The sequence below is a fragment of the Pseudomonas alkylphenolica genome, from assembly GCF_016009175.1.
Classification (GTDB): Bacteria; Pseudomonadota; Gammaproteobacteria; order Pseudomonadales; family Pseudomonadaceae; genus Aquipseudomonas; species Aquipseudomonas alkylphenolica_B.
The window spans coordinates 29640-50404 of record NZ_JADUCM010000036.1 but is presented as its reverse complement, the minus strand read 5'-3'; the positions used below and the strand labels follow the sequence as shown (position 1 = coordinate 50404).

At 60.8% G+C, this 20765-nt stretch carries 14 protein-coding genes; 3 read left to right on the top strand and 11 right to left on the bottom strand.

What is annotated here, in order from left to right:
• Positions 1–32 precede the first annotated feature (32 nt).
• Both msbA and I5S59_RS22915 read right to left on the bottom strand, forming a co-directional pair.
• Positions 33–1847, bottom strand: a complete 1815-nt coding sequence (gene msbA, locus I5S59_RS22920; RefSeq protein WP_197878608.1) for a lipid A export permease/ATP-binding protein MsbA — start codon at positions 1845–1847, stop codon at positions 33–35.
• 15 nt (positions 1848–1862) lie between these two features.
• Positions 1863–3038 carry an O-antigen ligase family protein gene (locus I5S59_RS22915; protein WP_197878607.1) on the bottom strand — a complete coding sequence of 392 codons (1176 nt, stop codon included), beginning with the start codon at positions 3036–3038 and terminating at the stop codon, positions 1863–1865.
• A gap of 99 nt (positions 3039–3137) precedes the next feature.
• Here I5S59_RS22915 and I5S59_RS22910 point away from each other — a divergent pair, with 99 nt between their 5' ends.
• Positions 3138–3740, top strand: coding sequence for a toluene tolerance protein (locus I5S59_RS22910; RefSeq protein ID WP_197878606.1), 603 nt, complete (start codon positions 3138–3140; stop codon positions 3738–3740).
• A gap of 5 nt (positions 3741–3745) precedes the next feature.
• Here I5S59_RS22910 and I5S59_RS22905 read toward each other — a convergent pair whose 3' ends face one another.
• The 8 genes from I5S59_RS22905 to putP all read right to left on the bottom strand — a co-directional run bounded on the left by I5S59_RS22905 (position 3746) and on the right by putP (position 13589).
• Entirely contained in the window at positions 3746–4840 is a 1095-nt protein-coding gene (locus I5S59_RS22905; protein WP_197878609.1) for a glycosyltransferase family 4 protein, read from the bottom strand.
• Between the two features lie 23 nt (positions 4841–4863).
• Positions 4864–5820: a glycosyltransferase family protein gene (locus I5S59_RS22900; protein ID WP_197878605.1), complete on the bottom strand. Its 957-nt coding sequence runs from the start codon at positions 5818–5820 to the stop codon at positions 4864–4866.
• A gap of 47 nt (positions 5821–5867) precedes the next feature.
• The gene (locus tag I5S59_RS22895) at positions 5868–7268 is read right to left on the bottom strand and encodes a PIG-L deacetylase family protein (RefSeq protein WP_197878604.1); all 1401 of its coding nucleotides are present in this window, start codon (positions 7266–7268) and stop codon (positions 5868–5870) included.
• A complete protein-coding gene (locus tag I5S59_RS22890) occupies positions 7265–8161 on the bottom strand; it encodes an antimicrobial resistance protein Mig-14 (protein WP_197878603.1) in 897 nt (298 codons plus the stop codon). Before I5S59_RS22890 ends, I5S59_RS22895 begins: the two co-directional genes overlap by 4 nt.
• Positions 8161–9291 (bottom strand): glycosyltransferase, encoded by a 1131-nt coding sequence (locus I5S59_RS22885; protein WP_197878602.1) that lies wholly within the window; start codon positions 9289–9291, stop codon positions 8161–8163. The genes I5S59_RS22890 and I5S59_RS22885 overlap by 1 nt, the downstream gene beginning before the upstream one ends.
• On the bottom strand, positions 9275–11032 hold the full coding sequence (locus I5S59_RS22880; protein ID WP_197878601.1) for a carbamoyltransferase: 1758 nt from the start codon (positions 11030–11032) through the stop codon (positions 9275–9277). The genes I5S59_RS22885 and I5S59_RS22880 overlap by 17 nt, the downstream gene beginning before the upstream one ends.
• Positions 11033–11141: 109 nt before the next feature.
• Positions 11142–11978 (bottom strand): 23S rRNA (adenine(2030)-N(6))-methyltransferase RlmJ, encoded by an 837-nt coding sequence (locus tag I5S59_RS22875; RefSeq protein WP_197878600.1) that lies wholly within the window; start codon positions 11976–11978, stop codon positions 11142–11144.
• A gap of 126 nt (positions 11979–12104) precedes the next feature.
• Positions 12105–13589: a sodium/proline symporter PutP gene (putP, locus tag I5S59_RS22870; protein WP_197878599.1), complete on the bottom strand. Its 1485-nt coding sequence runs from the start codon at positions 13587–13589 to the stop codon at positions 12105–12107.
• Between the two features lie 352 nt (positions 13590–13941).
• Here putP and putA point away from each other — a divergent pair, with 352 nt between their 5' ends.
• A complete protein-coding gene (gene putA, locus I5S59_RS22865; RefSeq protein WP_197878598.1) occupies positions 13942–17895 on the top strand; it encodes a trifunctional transcriptional regulator/proline dehydrogenase/L-glutamate gamma-semialdehyde dehydrogenase in 3954 nt (1317 codons plus the stop codon).
• Positions 17896–18093: 198 nt separating this feature from the next.
• On the opposite strand, the gene I5S59_RS22860 is transcribed toward putA, so the two are convergent.
• The gene (locus I5S59_RS22860; protein ID WP_197878597.1) at positions 18094–18648 is read right to left on the bottom strand and encodes a hypothetical protein; all 555 of its coding nucleotides are present in this window, start codon (positions 18646–18648) and stop codon (positions 18094–18096) included.
• Positions 18649–18937: 289 nt separating this feature from the next.
• Here I5S59_RS22860 and I5S59_RS22855 point away from each other — a divergent pair, with 289 nt between their 5' ends.
• Complete coding sequence (locus I5S59_RS22855; protein WP_197878596.1) at positions 18938–20740, top strand: acyl-CoA dehydrogenase; 1803 nt, start codon at positions 18938–18940, stop codon at positions 20738–20740.
• Positions 20741–20765 lie beyond the last annotated feature (25 nt).

Sequence of the window (20765 nt, the reverse complement as noted above, 5' to 3'; positions counted from 1 at the left end):
GTCGGAGCCCAGGACGGGCTCCGACAACTGGCTCAGGTGATGTCGGCCTTGACCGGTTCATCCAGGCCCATGGCGTGGAGCCTGGCGTAATAACCATTGGCAGCCAGCAGCTCGGCATGTGTCCCGCGCTCGACCAGCTTGCCCTGGTCCATTACCAGGATCATGTCGGCTTTCTCGATGGTCGACAGCCGGTGGGCGATGACCAGCGTGGTACGCCCCTGCATCACATGATCAAGTGCCGCCTGGATATGCCGCTCGGACTCGGTATCCAGTGCCGAGGTAGCCTCGTCAAGGATCAACAGCGGTGCATTCTTGAGCAAGGCTCGGGCAATTGCCAGGCGCTGGCGCTGACCACCGGAGAGCAGAACGCCATTCTCGCCGACCTGGGTGTCGAAGCCTTTCGGCAATTGGTCGACAAATTCCTTGGCGTAGGCATCTGCAGCTGCTGCCTCGATATCGGCACGCGGTGCGCCGGCCAGATCGCCATAGGCAATGTTATTGGCCACGGTATCGTTGAACAGGGTGACATGCTGGGTTACCTGGGCCACATGGCGGCGCAGGTTGCGTAGGCGATAGTTCTCGATCTCCACACCGTCGAGGAGAATCTGTCCCTGGTCGTGGTGGTAGAAACGCGGAATCAGCGCGGCCAGCGTCGACTTGCCACTGCCCGAACGCCCGACCAGTGCAATCATCTGCCCAGGCTCGGCTGTAAAGGAAATATCCGACAACACCTGACGCTCGGTACCGGGGTAGGTGAAGTTCAGGTTGCGCACTTCCAGGCGCCCCACGACACGCTCCAGCTCCACTGTACCGTTATCAACTTCCGGCTTTTCGTCCAGCTGTTCGAAAATGCTTTCGGCACCCGCCAGGCCTTTCTGGATCGTCGAGCTGACTTCCGACAGCTGGCGGATCGGCTTGGGCAACAGACCGGCTGCGGTGATGTACGCCACCAGATCACCCGCCGTGGCATCGCCGCGCAGGAACAGCACCAGGAACATCAATGCCGCCATGGCGGTGTAGATCACCAATTGCAGCATCGGGGTATAGATCGCCCCGGTCTTGGTCATGCGCAGCTGTTTGTCGGTGTTGCTCTGGCTGGCGTTGGCAAAGCGCTGTTGCTCGTAGTGCTCGCCACCAAAACTGCGCACGACGCGATAGCCCTGAATGGTTTCGGAGGCGACATGGGTGACGTCGCCCATGGCCACCTGAATTTTCTTGCTCTGCTTGCGAAACTTCTTGCTGGCCGTGCCCACCATGACCGCAATCACCGGCAGTATCGCCAGCATCACCAGGGTCAGCTTCCAGTTCATCCACAACAGGTAAACAAACAGGAACACCACGGTCAGGCCTTCACGAATCACCACCTTGATGGCATCCGTGGCGGCACCGGTGACCATGGTCACGTTGAAGGTGATGCGAGAAATCAGGTGGCCGGAGTTGTGGTTGTCAAAGTAGCGGTTGGGCAATACCAGCAACTTGTTGAACAACTCCACCCGCAGGTCGTGAACCAGCCCCAGCGACACCTTGGCCAGGAAATAGTTACCCAGGAACGACCCCAGACCTTGCCAGGCTGCGATCAGCACGATCAGCAACGGCACGGCCTGCAGCAACTGCAGGTCCTTCAGGTAGGGGACAGTGGGGAACAACACCGCCTGGGGATTGCTCAGGCCGTCGACGAAATACTTGAGAATCCCCGCCAGCATTGGCTGGGTTGAGGCGAAGATCACGAAACCGACAATACTCAGCATGAAAATGCCAATATACGGTTTCACATAGCTCAGCAGCCGGAAGTAGATTTTCAGGCTGGAGCTGCTCTGCTGCTCCGCCTTTAGCGGTGTTTCGGCCATCGTCGAGCTCGCTGTTCAGATAGAACCGGAAATTTTATCACAGCCGGGGCGGCGAGCATGCATCCACACCAACGTCAGGGCCAGGCCCACCGGCAACCAGCTGATGAACCACTCAGCCCGCGGAGTGGCAGTCAGACTCGCGGCATCGAATTGCATGGCCAGGGTGGCGAACAGCCACAAACCCATCAATCCCTTGCCGTAGCGCGTAGCGCGCACACGCCAGATCTCGCGCAACGTACAAAGCCACACACCTAACCACAGTAGCATTCCCGGAATACCCAGTTCGAGTGCAACATGGGTAAACATGTTGTGGGTATGCTCAAAAATCTGCCCAACCGCCGTAACCCGATAAAAGCTGCCAATTCCAAGCCCCGTCCAGGGATGCTCGGCAATCATCTGCAGGCTGGCCTGGAAAATTTCCGGGCGGTATGAAGTGCCACGAAGCATGATCAACGAGTGCACCGTCCAGAAGGCCAATGCGGCCATCACGATAGCTGCAGCCGCGAGCCAGCAACTCCGACGGTCACGACACCACAGCGGCATGGCCACGATGGATATCAGCAAACCCAGCGCCGCCCCGCGGCTCTGGCAAAGCACGATGAACGCGCCGAGGCACAGCAATGACAGCGCCCAAAGCACCTGAAACCAGCGCTGTTGCGGCTGCCAATGGAGCATCCAGACGATAGCGGCGGCAATGACATACGCGCCGAGGATCGGATGCGAAATCTGGCCGATGCCGTACAGCCGGGTAGTCCACAAATTTCCTTGCACACCATAGAACTGCACAATCGAGAACAATGCCGCAGCGCCAAGGCCGACAGCGCCCCACTGAAGCAACCGAATCAGACGAGAAAACCCGATACTGGCCAAGATCGGGAAAAACAGCAGAAAGGTGGCAATGTACAAAACTCGTTTGAATTCGCGCCCCAAATCGTCCGCACTGGTCCATGACAGACTCATCACCGACCAGGCAAGCAGCAACAGAATTGAAATGCTCAAAGCCCGCTGGGTATTCCAGATATCTGCAAGCACAGCGCGCGCGGACCACAACAGGATCAACGTCGGCACCCAGAGAAAGAGCACCAGGCCTTGCTGATACAGCTTGTTACTAGGCGCCAGGGCAATCGCCACCAGAAACCATACAAAACCAATCGCTAGCCAGGTCTGTGCCCAGCGTTTCGCGTACATCATCTGTGTCCCCAACGATTAACCAACACCAGTATGGTGCATCCTTGAACTTTTCGGCATCATGGCCGGTCCTTTCGCTGTCAGTTGACAAGGCCCTACCCCATGCAATGCTCCCGGCTACCCCAGGTCGACTTCAACCAGCTGACGCTCGATGCCCAGGTCCTTGAGGCCGACAGCTTCGGCGCCAAAGTGTACCGGCTAAAGGACGGCAATATCCTTAAGTTATTCCGGCGCAAGCGGTTGATTTCATCTGCGCTGCTGCGACCATACTCCCAACGCTTTATCGATAACGCGCTGCAGCTAGAGAAAAAGGGAATTCCTACACTAAAAGCGCTAAAGCACTACAAGCTTGATGCGCCTGGAATGACCGCAGTGCTGTATCAGCCGCTTCCCGGCGACACCTTGAGTTACCTGTCACGCCAACCTGGCTTCCACTGGGATGAACGCCTGCCGCAACTGGTGGCCCTGGTGCGCACGCTGCACAAGACCGGCGTTTACTTCCGCTCGCTGCACCTGGGCAACATCGTTGTCACGCCCGAGCAGACGATGGGCCTGATCGACGTGGCCGACATGCGCTTCATGCGTGCACCGCTGTCCAAGCGCATGGTCCGACGTAACGTGCAACACTTTGCCCGCTACATCGCCCGCGAAAAGCTTGAAACGCAGTTCCCCCTTGCCGAACTGGAGCAGGCCTTACTGGGCTGAATGCCTCAAGGCCGGCGCAGCAACTCTATCGAGGTCTGGTTGAGACGCTGCCAGGCCTGCTCGGGCGCCAAGGCCTGATATTGGGCATGGGCCACCTCGCAACCAGCACCCGTGACGCTGTCGACAATTGCCTGCGCCCAGGCCGCGACATCTCCGACCGGGGCATAGCAACCGCTCTCACCCAACTGCTCACGGAACACCGCCAGGTCACTGCACAGGACCGGAACATCCGCTGTGACCGCCTCCTGCACTACCAGGCCCAGGCCTTCGGCCCGTGAAGGGATCACAACCCAGTCAAACGCCCGGTAAAGCCTGATCAGGTCCTCGGCATGCCCCAGCAGTGACACCGCCGACTTCAGGTCCAAGGCGCTGATACGCGCTTCAAGCTGGGCGCGCTGCCCGCCTTCTCCGAGGATTACCAGGCGCATGGCCGGTTGCTGTTTGCGTGCTCGTGCAAAGGCGTCGAGCAGATAGTCAAACCCCTTGCTCTCAACGAGGCGTCCCACGGCCCCCAGGACCGGCCCGCCATCCAAGGGCAGGCCCAGCCGCTGGCGGGCTTGTTCGCGGGTCAGCAATTGCTGGCGAAACGCGCCTGGCTCAAGGGCTGAACGCAACACCGTTACCGGCATCCCAAGGTCACGACCCAGGACTTCGGCCAGGGCGTTGGAGACCGCTACCAAGGTCACTTGAGCAGCATTGAAGCTGCGCAACAGGGCGATCTCGGCAGGATTGAGACGGGTCGCCCCATGAAACAGGATGACCGCCCGCACATCAGGCAAACGGCGCAGCAGCGGCAGCACAAATTTGGACACCCCGATGCCATCCAGCACCAACACTTCGCAGTTGGCCTGTTCCAGCGCATGGCGAAAGCGGCGCTGAACCCAAGGACGCAACAGCTTCCACACACCACGCCCCTTGAGCAGGCGCGTCGGCAACTGCCACTCTCGCGTGGTTCCGACAGTGCTGCACGGCCCCTGACCCTGCAGCAACCAATTGCTGATCACCGCCCCCGGTTCGGCCTGGGAGAGCACCTGCTGATGCACCCGGTGCACCGAGACATACGGCGCACCGCCGGACCACATGATGTTGACGATGCTCACCGGGGCACGGTCATCAGCCAGGCTCATATGCCCATTCTCAAACGCAAACGCTGCCAGGCGGTCAATGCCGGACGCGGTCGCAGGGCAGGCTGCATTTTTTCCACGATGCTACGGCCGACCTGAGCGAAACTGAAGCGCGAAACAGCAAGGTCCCGCCCGTTTCTGCCAATACGCTCAACCAGCTCAGGATCGGCACGCAGTACCTGAAGCTTGGCCTGCAATTGAGCGATGCTGTTGTACAGCACCACGTTGTGCATGTCCTCAAGGCCCAGGGCACGGTTTTCCGCTTCGCCCTGGTCATAGGCCAGCAGCACACAGCCACACGCCATGGCTTCGAAGTTCTTGATCATGTACTCGCCCATACCGACGTCGGCACTGACAAAGAACCGAATCCGGTTGAGCGTGTCGCAATACTCTTCCCCGGACTTGGTCCGGGTCACCAGCAGGTTTTCAACCTGTGCCAGTTCATCGAGCAACGCCTTGCGGCCACTGTAGGCCACGCTATTGGTGCTGCCGACAAAAGCCAGTTCGATGTCCCGCTCGCGCCCCTGGTCGGCCAGCAATTGCTGGTCGTAGCCCTTGGGCACGAACTCGGCATCGAAACCTTCCTGGCGCAAGCGTTCGCTGACCATGTACCCGGAACTGATAACCCGCGCCCACGGCAATTGGCGGTAATGCGCGCTGAACTTGCCGGTGTATTTGCACGGGATGTAGTTCTGATAGGCATCGTGCTCAAGAATCACCAGGTTGGGCACGGTACGGATGAAACCGACCTGACGAATCTCCTGCTTGAAACGCAGGAAGAACACGATCCGGTCGTATTTTTCAACGTCGACTTCACGGCGGAAATAGCTGCGCAGGTTGCGCTGGTCAGCACTGCTGAGCCAGCGCAAATCGCACTCGCTATGGGCCGCAACACCGTCGTAGAGCCGGTCCAGAATTGCCCGTTGTTCTTTCTGCACCAGAAATAGAACTTTCATTGTCTTCCTTGCAGGGCTTATCGCCCGCTAACAGTCATACGCCTGGATCAGAGATCACGGCGCCAGAACAATTCATGTCGGCGCACGGCCTTGCGGAAAAATTCGTTCTCGCCGTAAGGTGAAGCGCGTCGCCCCGCCAGCCAGCGCTGCAACAAGCGACGAAGGCGACGCTTGAACGGCGGCCGCGGCTGCAAGTCATGCATCATGCCCAGAGCCATGGCCTTGTCTCGCTGGGTTGCCAGGTCCAGCGTCAGACTGTACGGCGCCCACCCCTGGACAGCTTCCATCTGCGGCGGCAAAGCGACGCCGGCACCGCTGTCGCCCATGGGCCAGCGATCATTGTCGTGCAGGTGGTTGGCGTACCCCAACAGCGTTTCCGGCTGCCACGCCAGCCCCTGCAGGGCTTCGAGCACTGCAGCCTGGGCACAGATGTGGTCCGGGTGCGGATCAAGGGTTGGATGCGGCATCACCAGCACCTGCGGTCGCGCCTTGAGCAACAGCTCACGCAGGTCGGCAAGCAGGTTGTTCCAGGTCGGCGCCCCATCCCGGTCGCCCGGTAGCGCCATGGCATTGAACTGGCGGAACAGGCGGGTATCGTCCAGTTGCGCCTCCCGCGATGCGATCGGCTGATCTGCCGCCGCCTGCATAGCTGGCAGCTGCAGGCAAAAATAGCCCAGCTGTACGCAGCGCGATTCAGGAATGCCGGCCCAACGCGGCACGGCAATACTGTCCCAAGCACGCAGGCGCCCCTTCAGACGGGCCGCTTCGGCTTTTTCCAGGCCCATTTGCTGATAGTGCTCGGCTTCGATTTCACCGGCCGTCAAGGTCACGACCCAGGCTTCCTGGGCCTGGCTGTACAGCCCGTAGGCAGCAAGCTCGGCGTCATCGGCGTGGGGCGCAATGACCATCACCCGCTTTTGACGCAAATCGTTCCCCGGCACCACCCAAAGCTGGCCCTCGGTTGGCAGGCGACAGTACCGCCCTCGCAAGCGCAACTGCCCTGCTGCCAACGACGTGGCCAGCCCAGTAAGGTTCAGGTAACGAAGGCCAGCGACACCACGTTCAAAGACCTGGCAGTCGCCATCATTGAGGGTGACGGCCGGATCAAGAAAACGCCCCAGCCAGCGACTTTTCAGGCGCAGCTGCAGCACCAGCGTTTCATTACCGTCGAGCTGCAAGGGCGACTGCACCTGCACGACGCCGTCGACCAGCCTGACTGCCTTCACAGTGCACGCCGGCGGCAACTCATACTGATAGTCTTCGCCAGGCGAGTAGAACAGGTGATCGGCGAACCAGGCCTCATGGGCCACCCACACCAGCGGCAACAGCACCAGTGGCAACCACCACTGGACGAAAATGCCCAGACCCAGCAGCACGACCAGGCCGACCAGCAATGCCAGCCGCTTGTTACGCCGATGCTGCCTGAGCAGCTGCTGCTTGCGGCTCACACCTGAAACACCGGCACAGGGTTGCACCAACGGTCCTTGTACTCGCGATCGGCGCGGCCGAAGGAAAACCGCAGCGGCTTGTTGCGCGCCCGGGCATCCTCCCAGGCCGCCTGGGTATTGAGAAAGCTCAACACGCTCCCCGGACTGAACGCCTTGGTTTGTGGATCAACACCGCCGTTGATGTACTCGACGCTGATCCATTCTGGCGCTTCAACCCGATACACCAGCTGAATGGCAATTGGCGCATCATCGAGAAACAGCACCGAGCCGATCAGCAGCTCGCGCAGACGCTCGATCACCTCGGCCATGTGCACAGCACCGGTCGCCGGGAATTCCCAGCGCCGCTGGAACAGGTCGCAGTACATGGCCGCCAGCTCGGCACTGGTGAAATCCGTGACCGGACGCACCTGACCGCCTGCCTCTTCAAGCAGGCGCAATTCGCGGCGCTGGTTGTAACGAAACTTCTTCGACAGATCCTCTGGCGTGCGCGCCATCGCCAGCGACTCGGTCTGCACCTTGAGGTGGGCAAACCGCCCCTGGTTGAGCTCGGACAAATAACGCCCGGCATGGCGCAACGGCGCCTGGGCATCCGCTGCCGCAGGCAGGATCAGCTCGGCATTGCCCAGGTCATACAAGCCTTTTTTACCTTGGCGCTTGAGCACGTCCTTGGACAAGGCCAGGTGACGCCCCCAGGTCGGAATGGCCGCCTTGAGCTCACCGTTTTGCTCCCAACCCAGGTAGCGCACCGGTATCTGCGCCAGGTCGGCAAGCTGTTCAATGACCAGCGGATGGGTGGCGACACTGCCGCCAAAACGCTGCCAGGCCTGAGCGTAGGCCGCCGCATCGATAACGTGCCAGCCACGCTCGCGCCAGCCTTGAATATGATTGAGCATCAAACCTCCGAAGCCAGCGCGCGAACGTTCGGCAACTGCCAGAAGGTGTTGCGCACCGCACTGTCGGAGAAGCGCTCATGCAGACGCGCCAGCATGCGCTCGGCGCACTCCTGGCGCTGCCCTTCATCGAGCACCGCCAGGTGCTGCAACCCTTGCGCCAGGCGCTCGGCATCAGCCAGCGGAAACAGAATGCCGACACCTTCGACCACTTCGATGGCTCCACCACAGGCTGTGGCCAGCACGGGCACGCCGGCGACCATGGCCTCCAGCAGCACCATGCCGAACGGTTCATGGTCTGAACTCAGTGCAAAGGCATCGAACGCCTTGAAGTAGCGGCGTGCATCGGGCACCTGGCCGAGGAAGTCCACCTGTGCGGCAATCCCCAGCTCGGCGGCCAGGGTCTTCAGCGATTGTTCCAGGCGGCCCTTGCCAAGAATGGCCAGGCGAGCGCCGCTTGGAAGGTTCGGCAAAGCCTGGGCAAAGCCACGCAACAAGGTCGCCTGATCTTTGTCCGGGTGCAGTCGACCGACGTTACCGACAATCCAGGCCTGCGGGTCGAGCCCCAGCGCCTGACGCGCCTGGCTGGCCGGCACCAACGCACTGTGCAGCGCGTCGATGTCGATACGATTGTAAAGGGTCTGAATGCGCTCGGCCGGCCACTTGGGCAAGCATTTGCGCATGTCGTCGCGCACGGCCTCAGAGACGCCCAGCAAGCTCAAGCGCTGACGAAACAGGTTGGCAAACAGCTGACGGCTACCGCGCTTGTAGTCACCAAAGGCATGGTGCACGCCGATTACCGGCAGGCGGCTGCCCAACAAGGCGATGTAGATCGGCTTGAAACGGTGAGCAATACAGAAACTGAAATCGCGTGTGGCAACGATCCGCCGCAACGCACGGATCGCCCCCAGTTTGAGACCACGGACAGCCCTGGAGCTGAACTCCAGGAAGATCACTTCGTCAGAGGCGCAACCGGCCGCTACCTGCGGGTCGGCAGCGCCGGTCAGGAACACCGTGGTGACCTTGTACTCGCTGCCGTCAAACAGGCTCGCATATTGCCGTGCACAATCCAGAAACGGACCGTCATAGCCGTGGCAAAACTGCAGGACGCGCTTTTCAGCCCTGGGCTTCATAAGTGTCCGCGCCGTCCTTGACCACCAGAATGTCTTCCATGATCAGGTACTGCAGGTCCGACCCGAAGAACATGTTCAAGGCATCGGTCGGCGAGCAGATCATCGGTTCACCGCGACGATTGAGCGAGGTGTTCAGCGAAACACCGTTGCCGGTCAGGTTTTCCAGCGCCTTCATCATGTCGTAGTAGCGCGGGTTGTACTCGCGCTTGAGCACCTGGGCCCGCGAAGTGCCATCTTCGTGAACGACTTCCGGCACGCGGGTCTTCCACTCTTCCGCCACTTCGAAGGTGAAGGTCATGAACGGCGCCGGGTGATCGATCTTGATCATCTGTGGCGCAACGGTGTCGAGCATCGACGGGCAGAAAGGCCTCCAACGCTCGCGGAACTTGATCTGGTGGTTGATCCGGTCGGCAACGCCGGCCACGCTCGGGCAACCAATGATCGAACGACCGCCCAGCGCACGCGGGCCGAACTCCATGCGGCCCTGGAACCAGGCCACCGGGTTGCCATCGACCATGATCTTGGCGATCTGCTCCGGCATGTTCTCGAGCTTGCGCCATTTTGGCTGGCTCGGGTGACGGGCGCAGGCGGCAATCACGTCTTCATTGGAGTACGAAGGGCCGAGATAGACGTGTTCCATCTTCTCGACCGGGACGCCGCGTGCGTGCGAAACATAGGCCGCTGCACCGACTGCGGTACCGGCGTCGCCGGAGGCCGGCTGCACGAACAGTTCCTTGAGGTCGGGACGGGCAATGATCTTCTGGTTGAGCTTGACGTTCAGCGCGCAACCGCCGGCGTAGGCCAGCTTGCCGGTTTCCTTGAGGATGTCGCCCAGGTAGTGGTCGATCATCTGCAGCGCGATCTTTTCAAACAGCGCTTGCATGCTCGCGGCGTAGTGGATGTACGGCTCGTCGGCGATGTCGCCTTCGCGCTTCGGACCCAGCCACTCGATCAGCTTCGGCGAGAAGTAGAAACCCTTGCCCTTCTCTTTGTAACGGCGCAGGCCGATCACGTTGGCGTAGTCGGTGTTGATCACCAATTCGCCGTTCTCGAAGCTGGCCAGACGCGAGAAGTCATACTTGCTGGCGTCACCGTACGGCGCCATGCCCATGACCTTGAACTCGCCGTCGAGCATCTCGAAGCCGAGGAACTCGGTGATTGCGCCGTACAGGCCACCCAGGGAATCCGGATCGAAGAATTCCTTGATCTTGTGGATCTTGCCGTTTTCGCCGTAGCCGAAGAACGTAGTGGCGTACTCGCCCTTGCCGTCGATACCGAGGATCGCGGTTTTTTCTTTGAAGCCCGAGCAGTGATAGGCACTGGAGGCGTGAGCCAGGTGGTGTTCGACCGGCTCGATCTTGACCCTCTTCGGGTCAAAGCCCAGCTGCTCCAGGCACCAGACGATTTTCTTGCGGTAGCGCTTGTAGCGACGGTTGCCCATCAGGATCGCGTCAAGTGCGCGGTCCGGGGCATACCAGTAACGCTTGGCGTAATGCCAGCGAGCCTTGCCGAGCAGGCTGATCGGCGCGAACGGAATGGCCACCACGTCAACGTCGGACGGCTTGATGCCCGCCTGCTCGAGGCAGAACTTCGCCGACTCGTAGGGCATGCGGTTCTTTGCATGTTTGTCGCGTACGAAGCGCTCTTCTTCAGCGGCCGCAATCAGCTTGCCGTCGATGTACAGGGCCGCGGAAGGATCATGGCTAAGGGCGCCGGACAGGCCAAGAATCGTCAATGCCAAGGGTCTAGCCTCTTCAATCTGTAAAAATGCGCCCTGGCCCCTTGGGGCGAGCGGCAACGAAAGAGCGGGATTATAACGTAAAGCGCGGGCGCTTGTAGGCGCGTCCCACCTACTCGGCGATCAGCCAGTCCATCCGCCAACTGCCGTGGGTCTGCGCCAGCACCTGGGACAACCATGGCAACAGCTCGCGCAGCTCTTCTTCCAGGCCCCACGGCGGGTTGGCAATGGCAAGGCCGGAGCCATTGAGGCCCTGCGGGCTGTCCTGCGGATGCACATACAGCTCGACGCGCAGCAACTTCGGCGCACCGGTGCTGGTCAGGTCCTGATAGAAGCGCACCAGCTGGCGCTGATCCTTGATCGGGTACCAGATCGCTGCGACCGTCTGGCGCATGCGACTGATTGCCTCTTTCAGGGCCACTGTGCAGCGCTTGAGCTCGTCGGCCTGCTCGAAGGGCGGATCGATCAGCATCACCGCGCGTTTTTCCTGCACCGGCAGTAGCGCACGCGGCACATGCCAGCCTTCACCCAGGTGCACGGCGACACGCGGGTCCTTTTTCATGTTGTCCTTGAGCATGCGCCCGTCTTCCGGATGCTTCTCGTTGAGCAACACACGGTCCTGCTGGCGCGCCAGGCGCCGGGCCAGCTCCGGCGAGCCCGGGTAGTAGCGCAGCTCGCCGTCGGGATTCATCTTGCGCAGGATACGCAGGTAGTCGGCGGTGATTTCCGGCAGATCGTCACGCCCCCACAGGCGTGCAATGCCTTCCAGGTACTCACCGGTGCGCGTTGCCTGATCACCCTGCAAGTCATAGAGACCAAGGCCCGCATGGGTATCGAGATAGGCGAACGGTTGCTCCTTGCGCGACATCAGCGCAATAAGACGGGTCAACACAAGGTGTTTGAAGACGTCGGCGTGGTTGCCGGCGTGAAAGGCGTGACGATAGTTCATGGCAACTCCTGCAAGACCCGGCAGTTTACCTTGTCACGCGGACCGCGTCAGGCGCAGCCGCCGAAAACGACAACGGCCCGGACTCTTGCGAGGCCGGGCCGTTGTCAGGTGCAGTTCAAGCGCCGATCAATGACCGACTTTGAACGCCTCGTCTGCCTTTTCGAAACGCGAAACCATGGTCGCCGACGGGCTACCGGCCTTGCTGACGAAGTAGATCGCCAGGGCGCCGAAGAGGAAGCCCGGAATGATTTCGTACAAGCCCCAGATGGAGAAGTGCTTCCACACCACTACGGTGATTGCGCCCACCAGGATACCGGCCAGCGCACCGTTGCGGGTCATGCCTTTCCACAGTACCGAGATCAGCACAACCGGACCGAAGGCCGCACCGAAGCCCGCCCAGGCGTAGCTAACCAGGCCCAGAACGCGGTTCTCAGGATTGGATGCAATCAGAATGGCAACCACCGCCACCAGCAGCACCATGGCGCGGCCGACCCAGACCAGCTCCATCTGCGAAGCACCCTTGCGCAGGAAGGTCTTGTAAAAGTCTTCGGTCAGAGCACTGGAGCACACCAGCAACTGGCAGCTCAAGGTACTCATGACGGCGGCCAGAATGGCCGACAGCAGCACACCGGCAATCCATGGGTTGAACAGAAGCTTGGCCAGCTCGATAAACACGCGCTCATGGTTCTCGGTCACAGGCCCGGCAACTTCCGGGTGCGCCGAGAAGTAAGCGATACCAAAGAAGCCAACGGCACAGGTACCAACCAGGCACAGGATCATCCAGGTCATGGAGATACGGCGCGCCTTGGCGATCGACTTGACCGAGTCGGCAGCCATGAAACGCGCCAGAATGTGCGGCTGACCGAAGTAACCCAGACCCCAACCCATCAGCGAGATGATACCGATAAAGGTGGTGCCCTTGAGCATGTCGAAGTTCCCGGCGTCCTTCAGCTCAATGGCGGCAAAGGTCGTATCGACGCCACCGGTGGCGATCAGCACGATCACTGGCGTCAGGATCAGGGCAAAGATCATCAGGGTCGCCTGGACGGTATCGGTCCAGCTCACAGCCAGGAAACCACCCACGAAGGTGTAGGCAATGGTCGCCGCCGCGCCCGCCCACAGCGCCGTCTCATAGGACATGCCGAAAGTACTTTCGAACAGGCGGGCGCCAGCAACGATGCCGGAAGCGCAATAAATGGTGAAGAACACCAGAATCACGACCGCGGAAATGATTCGCAGCAGCCCGCTGTGGTCTTCAAAACGGCTGGAAAAGTAGTCCGGCAACGTCAGCGCATCGCCGTTGTGCTCGGTCTGCACACGCAGACGACCGGCAACGAACAGCCAGTTCAGGTAGGCACCGACAATCAGGCCGATCGCGATCCAGGACTCCGACAGACCCGACATGTAGATCGCGCCCGGCAACCCCATCAGCAGCCAGCCACTCATGTCCGAAGCACCGGCGGAAAGCGCGGTTACCACGCTACCGAGGCTGCGGCCACCGAGAATGTAGTCAGACAGGTTGTTGGTCGACCGATAGGCCATGAAGCCGATCAGCACCATTGCCGCGATATAGATCACGAACGTGATCAGCGTTGGATTACTTACACTCATTGTTGCGCCCTGGCGTTTGTTTTTATGTAGTGACAGCCTCGAAGAGGTTGCACCCAGGCAGCGAATGCTATGCAACAACGCAAAGTGGGTGCAACCTGTTTTTGCAATCCAGTTGCACCCCGTCGGAAATCCATCCGTTTTGGCCGCTTTTGCGCTCTTTCAGCGCAATATCAACTAATGAAAAGGTAAATCGCCCCAGAATCATGCATTTTTAATGTGGGAATTTTCTTACCAGACGAACTGCGCATTATTCCTACAGAATTTGGGTTGCACTAGGTTGCACCCGAATTCGCGCACAGCTAATCTTGACGCCAGCTTAAGCCACAGCCTGTGGCAATAATGAGGATAAGAAATGGCGACGACCACCCTTGGGGTCAAACTTGACGACCCGACCCGTGAGCGACTCAAAGCAGCTGCGCAGTCCATTGACCGCACGCCGCACTGGTTGATCAAACAGGCAATCTTCAATTACCTGGAAAAGCTCGAGGGTGGCGCCACGCTGACCGAACTCAATGGTCACGCCAGCATTAACGGGGACGAAGCCGGTGAGGTCGCGCACGACCACGCCCACCAGTGCTTCCTTGAGTTTGCCGAAAGCATCCTGCCGCAATCGGTGCTGCGCTCGGCAATCACTGCCGCCTACCGCCGCCCTGAGCCGGAAGTGGTACCGATGCTGCTGGAACAGGCACGCCTGCCTGCCGCCATGGCCGACGCCACCAACAAGCTGGCCGCCGGCATTGCCGAAAAACTGCGTAACCAGAAGAGCGCCGGTGGCCGTGCCGGAATCGTTCAAGGCCTGCTGCAGGAGTTCTCCCTGTCGTCGCAGGAAGGCGTAGCACTTATGTGCCTGGCCGAAGCCCTGCTGCGTATTCCTGACAAAGGCACCCGTGACGCCCTGATCCGCGACAAGATCAGCACCGGCAACTGGCAGCCGCACCTGGGCAACAGCCCGTCGCTGTTCGTCAACGCTGCCACCTGGGGCCTGCTGCTGACCGGCAAACTGGTGTCGACCCACAACGAATCCGGCCTGACTTCCTCGCTCAGCCGCATCATCGGCAAGAGCGGCGAGCCGATGATCCGCAAGGGCGTCGACATGGCCATGCGCCTGATGGGCGAGCAGTTCGTTACCGGTGAAACCATCGCCGAAGCCCTGGCCAACGCCAGCAAGTTCGAAGCCAAGGGCTTCCGTTACTCCTACGACATGCTCGGCGAAGCCGCACTGACCGAGCATGACGCGCAGAAATACCTGGCGTCCTACGAGCAGGCGATCCACTCGATCGGTAAAGCTTCCCACGGCCGCGGCATATATGAAGGCCCGGGCATCTCGATCAAGCTCTCGGCCCTGCACCCGCGCTACAGCCGCGCCCAATACGAACGCGTGATGGACGAACTGTACCCGCGCCTGCTGTCGCTGACCCTGCTGGCCAAGCAATACGATATCGGCCTGAACATCGACGCCGAAGAAGCTGACCGCCTGGAGCTGTCGCTGGACCTGCTCGAGCGCCTGTGCTTCGAGCCGCAGCTGACCGGCTGGAACGGTATCGGCTTCGTGATCCAGGCCTACCAGAAGCGCTGCCCGTACGTGATCGACTACGTCATTGACCTGGCCCGCCGCAGCCGCCATCGCCTGATGATTCGTCTGGTGAAGGGCGCCTACTGGGACAGCGAGATCAAGCGCGCCCAGGTCGACGGCCTGGAAGGCTACCCGGTCTACACCCGCAAGGTGTACACCGACGTCTCCTACATCGCCTGCGCCCGCAAGCTGCTGTCGGTTCCGGAAGTCATCTACCCGCAGTTCGCCACCCACAACGCCCACACCCTGTCGGCCATCTACCATATCGCCGGCCAGAACTATTACCCGGGTCAGTACGAGTTCCAGTGCCTACACGGCATGGGCGAACCTCTGTACGAACAGGTTGTAGGTAAAGTGGCTGATGGCAAGCTGAACCGTCCGTGCCGTGTGTACGCGCCGGTTGGCACCCACGAAACCCTGCTGGCCTACCTGGTGCGTCGCCTGCTGGAAAACGGTGCGAACACCTCGTTCGTCAACCGTATTGCCGATCAGTCGATCTCGATCCAGGAACTGGTCGCCGACCCGGTCGCCACCATCGAGCAGATGGCTACCCAGGAAGGCAGTGCTGGCCTGCCGCACCCACGCATCCCGCTGCCACGCGACCTGTACGGTACCGAACGCGCCAACTCTGCGGGCATCGACATGGCCAACGAACATCGCCTGGCGTCGCTGTCCTGCGCCTTGCTGGCCACTGCTCACAACGACTGGAAAGCCGCACCGATGCTGGGCTGCGCCGCCAGCAATGAAGCCGCGGTTGCAGTCTTGAACCCTGCTGATCACCGCGACGTGGTCGGTCATGTACAGGAAGCTACCGTTACCGACGTCGACAACGCCATTCAGTGTGCGCTTAACGCCGCACCGATCTGGCAGGCCACACCGCCTGCCGAACGCGCTGCGATCCTGGAACGCGCCGCCGACCTGATGGAAGCCGAGATCCAGCCACTCATGGGCCTGCTGGCCCGCGAAGCTGGCAAGACGTTCGCCAACGCCATCGCCGAAGTGCGCGAAGCCGTCGACTTCCTGCGTTATTACGCGGTACAGGCACGCAACGACTTCAGCAATGATGCCCACCGTCCGCTGGGCCCTGTGGTGTGCATCAGCCCGTGGAACTTCCCGCTGGCGATTTTCAGCGGCCAGGTTGCCGCCGCCCTCGCTGCCGGTAACCCGGTGCTGGCCAAGCCGGCTGAACAAACCCCGCTGGTCGCCGCCCAAGCCGTGCGCCTGCTGCTCGAAGCCGGTATCCCTGCCGGTGTAGTGCAACTGCTGCCTGGCCGCGGTGAAACCGTCGGCGCCCGCCTGGTCGGAGACGATCGCGTCAAAGGCGTGATGTTCACCGGCTCCACCGAAGTCGCCCGCCTGCTGCAACGCAACATCGCCGGTCGCCTGGATGCCCAGGGCCGCCCGATCCCGTTGATCGCCGAAACCGGCGGCCAGAACGCTATGATCGTCGACTCCTCGGCACTCACCGAACAAGTCGTCATTGACGTGGTCTCCTCGGCCTTTGACAGCGCCGGTCAGCGTTGCTCGGCACTGCGCGTGCTGTGCCTGCAGGAAGACTCGGCTGACCGCGTTATCGAAATGCTCAAGGGCGCCATGGCCGAAAGCCGTCTGGGCAACCCTGAGCGTCTGTCCGTGGACATCGGTCCGGTAATCGACGCCGAAGCCAAAGCCGGTATCGACAAGCACATCCAGGGCATGCGCGACAAAGGTCGCAGCGTGTACCAGGTGGCTATCGCCGACGGTGAAGAGATCAAGCGCGGCACCTTCGTCATGCCGACCCTGATCGAACTGGAAAGCTTCGACGAACTGCAGCGCGAGATCTTCGGCCCGGTACTGCACGTGGTGCGCTACAACCGCAAGAACCTCGACCAGCTGATCGAGCAGATCAACGCCTCCGGTTACGGCCTGACCCTGGGTGTACACACCCGGATCGACGAAACCATTGCCAAGGTCATCGACAACGTCAACGCCGGTAACGTCTACGTCAACCGCAACATCGTCGGCGCTGTGGTAGGCGTTCAGCCGTTCGGCGGTGAAGGCCTGTCCGGTACCGGCCCGAAAGCCGGTGGCCCGCTGTACCTGTACCGCCTGCTGTCCACCCGTCCGGCTGACGCCATCGAGCAATCGTTCCAGCGTACTGACGGCGCCACGACCCCGGACACCCGCCTGCGCGACGAACTGACCAAGCCGCTGCAAGCGTTCAAAGCCTGGGCTGCAAGCAACAAGCTGAGCGATATGGACAGCCTGTGCGAGCAATTCGCCAAGCAGTCGCAAAGCGGTATCAGCCGCTTGCTGGCTGGCCCGACCGGTGAGCGTAACAGCTACACCATCCTGCCTCGCGAGCACGTGCTGTGCCTGGCCGAGGTCGAAGCCGACCTGTTGACCCAACTGGCGGCGGTGCTGGCTGTGGGTAGCTCGGCAGTGTGGCCGGAAGGCGAACTGACCAAGACCCTGCGTAGCCGCCTGCCGAAAGAAGTACAGGCACGCATCAAGCTGGTCGGCGACTGGACCAAGGACGAAGTGGTGTTTGACGCCGTCCTGCACCACGGTCATTCCGATCAGTTGCGCGCAGTGTGCGAGCAGGTTGCCAAGCGTGCCGGTGCGATTGTCGGCGTACACGGCCTGTCTTCGGGCGACACCGCGATTGCCCTGGAGCGCCTGGTAATCGAGCGTGCGTTGAGCGTCAACACCGCTGCGGCGGGGGGCAACGCGAGCTTGATGACTATCGGCTGATAGCTGGCGGTTGTTCAAGAAGAAGGAGAGCTCAGGCTCTCCTTTTTTCTTTTCAGACCCAACGTAACGTCAGTGCTTCATCGCCAACTCGACATCATCGAGCAACGCTTTGGCCAGTGCGCTCAAGTAGTGAGAGGCCCTGGCAAGGAATGCCGGGGGCAATTCAGAACAGCGGCTGGCCTTGCCCTACCTTTCCTGCTACCCCATCACCAAGGAAAGAATTGCCAACAACACCTGCGCCGGCCAGAACAAAAGACCGAACAGCATCCAGACCCAATTGACCAGAGTCAGATTCGCATTTACCAAGCCCTGCTCATCGCCTTCACTGAAGTTTATGGCGTGTTGAATGCAAACTATGACCGTTATGAAAACACCGTAAGAGGTCAATAGAAGCACCGTAGAGGCTGCGACGTTATGCTGGAAAGCCCCCTGATCTATCAATAGCAGGGTGAGTACACCGATGAAGTAGATCAATACCAGTAGCAGCGGCGACCATCTGTATCGCAACCCAGCCTGAAGAATTCGCCTGTCAATCCGACGCATCAGCGGGTATATGAAAAAAATCAGAAATAATGCCCGGACCAAGGGCATTACAGGCTCCCCTGTGACGCGTCGATGCAAGACCCAGCTTCGATGGAAGCAGAACCACCAATACAACCCGAACGTGAAAAACGTCATGACCGCCAGTTTTTTAGGCGATACGACATAAAACTGATGCTCATCAGTGGTTACTGCGGTGGACGCTGAAATCATCGACGGAATACCCGCTCTGGATCAGAGAAAGACTTCCTATCTAACCTTCCTCAGGCAGGTGGAATCTGCCCTACAGGTCCGAGGCGAAAGTACGACCCGTCCGATGTGGCCGAAAGCCCACTCATGCCTTGTCAATCAGCGAGCCATATAGAGCCCAAACGCACATCGCGCGGGACACCGTTCGAATACAGTGATTTTCCTTTTACCTCTTCATCACCCTCACCTATTTCCCTGTGATTCATCGACTCCGCTGCCTAGACTCGCGGCATCCCGTTCAAGGAATGCCGTCATGTCCGAGACCCTGCTCAGCGCCCGCAACCTGGCCTTCGAACTCTACGAAGTGCTCGACGCCGAGGCCCTCACTCAGCGCCCACGCTTTGCCGACCACACGCGTGAAACCTTCGATGCCGCGCTGACCACCGCCCGGACCATCGCCGAGAAATACTTCGCCCCGCACAACCGCAAGGGCGACGAGCAGGAGCCGCGTTTTGAGAACGGCGAAGCGGTGCTGATCCCCGAGGTGAAGCCGGCGGTTGATGCTTTTCTTGAAGCAGGCTTTCTCAATGCCGCCCGCGATTTCGAAGCCGGTGGCATGCAGCTGCCAACGCTGCTCTCGCAAGCCTGCTTTGCGCACTTTCAGGCGGCCAACGCCGGCACTACCGCCTACCCGTTTCTGACCATGGGGGCCGCCAACCTGATCGAAAGCTTCGGCAGCGAAGAACAGAAACGCCTGTTTCTGCAGCCGATGATCGAAGGGCGCTTCTTCGGCACCATGGCCCTGACCGAACCGCATGCCGGCTCGTCGCTGGCCGACATCCGCACCCGTGCCGAACCCGCAGGCGATGGCAGTTACCGGCTGCGCGGCAACAAGATCTTCATCTCCGGCGGCGACCACCCGCTGTCGGAAAACATCGTGCACATGGTGCTGGCCAAGCTGCCGGATGCGCCCCCGGGCGTGAAGGGTATTTCGCTGTTCATCGTGCCCAAGTTCCTGGTCAACGCCGATGGCAGCCTGGGCCCGCGCAACGATGTGCTGTTGGCCGGGCTGTTCCACAAGATGGGCTGGCGTGGCACCACCTCCACAGCACTGAACTTTGGCGACAACGGCGCGTGCGTCGGCTATCTGGTGGGCAAGCCGCACCAGGGCCTGGCCTGCATGTTCCAGATGATGAACGAGGCGCGTATCGGCGTCGGCATGGGCGCAGTGATGCTCGGCTACTCCGGTTACCTGTACTCGCTGGAGTACGCCCGCCAGCGACCGCAGGGCCGCCTTCCCGACAACAAGGACCCGGCCACCGCCGCCGTGCCGATCATCAGCCACACCGATGTGAAGCGCATGCTGCTGACCCAGAAAGCCTATGTCGAAGGGGCTTTTGACCTTGGCCTGTACGCGGCGCGGCTGTTCGACGACACCCAGACCGGCGAAACCGACAGCCAGCGCCAACAGGCCCACGAGCTGCTCGACCTGCTGACGCCGATCGTCAAATCCTGGCCGTCGGAGTTCTGCCTCAAGGCCAACGAACTGGCCATCCAGATTCTCGGTGGACACGGCTACACCCGCGAGTACCCGGTCGAGCAATACTATCGCGACAACCGCCTGAACCCGATCCACGAAGGTACCCATGGCATCCAGTCTCTGGACCTGCTCGGACGCAAACTGGCGCAGAACAACGGCGCCGGGCTCAAGCAGCTGGTGCGCCTGATTGCCGGCACCTGCGAACAAGCGCGCCCGTACGCCAGCCTCGACACCCTGCGCGCCCCGCTGGAGCAACTGCTGGTCCGCCTGCAGAACGTGACCCTGAGCCTGCTCGGCGACCTGGCCCAGGGCAAGGTCAACCTGGCCCTGGCCAACTCGGCGCTGTACCTCAAGGCCTTTGGTCATTGCGTGATCGGCTGGCGCTGGCTGGAACAGGCGATCCGCGCCGAGCAGGGCCTGACCCGGGGCAATTCGGCGGACCTGGCGTTCTACCAGGGCAAATTGCAGGCCGCGCGTTATTTCCTGACCTGGGAAGTGCCGGGCTGCCATAATGAGCTGGCATTGCTTGAGGCCCGCGACGACACCTGCCTGAGCATGCGCGACGAGTGGTTCTGAGGGGGAACCGCCGTATTACGGAGGT

Excerpts from the sequence above, each read along its gene's own strand:
- msbA (WP_197878608.1), bottom strand. The coding sequence starts at position 1,847 with ATGGCCGAAACACCGCTAAAGGCGGAGCAGCAGAGCAGCTCCAGCCTG.
- I5S59_RS22915 (WP_197878607.1), bottom strand. The coding sequence starts at position 3,038 with ATGATGTACGCGAAACGCTGGGCACAGACCTGGCTAGCGATTGGTTTT.
- I5S59_RS22910 (WP_197878606.1), top strand. The coding sequence starts at position 3,138 with ATGCAATGCTCCCGGCTACCCCAGGTCGACTTCAACCAGCTGACGCTC.
- I5S59_RS22900 (WP_197878605.1), bottom strand. The coding sequence starts at position 5,820 with ATGAAAGTTCTATTTCTGGTGCAGAAAGAACAACGGGCAATTCTGGAC.
- I5S59_RS22890 (WP_197878603.1), bottom strand. The coding sequence starts at position 8,161 with ATGCTCAATCATATTCAAGGCTGGCGCGAGCGTGGCTGGCACGTTATC.
- I5S59_RS22885 (WP_197878602.1), bottom strand. The coding sequence starts at position 9,291 with ATGAAGCCCAGGGCTGAAAAGCGCGTCCTGCAGTTTTGCCACGGCTAT.
- I5S59_RS22875 (WP_197878600.1), bottom strand. The coding sequence starts at position 11,978 with ATGAACTATCGTCACGCCTTTCACGCCGGCAACCACGCCGACGTCTTC.
- putP (WP_197878599.1), bottom strand. The coding sequence starts at position 13,589 with ATGAGTGTAAGTAATCCAACGCTGATCACGTTCGTGATCTATATCGCG.
- putA (WP_197878598.1), top strand. The coding sequence starts at position 13,942 with ATGGCGACGACCACCCTTGGGGTCAAACTTGACGACCCGACCCGTGAG.
- I5S59_RS22860 (WP_197878597.1), bottom strand. The coding sequence starts at position 18,648 with ATGATTTCAGCGTCCACCGCAGTAACCACTGATGAGCATCAGTTTTAT.
- I5S59_RS22855 (WP_197878596.1), top strand. The coding sequence starts at position 18,938 with ATGTCCGAGACCCTGCTCAGCGCCCGCAACCTGGCCTTCGAACTCTAC.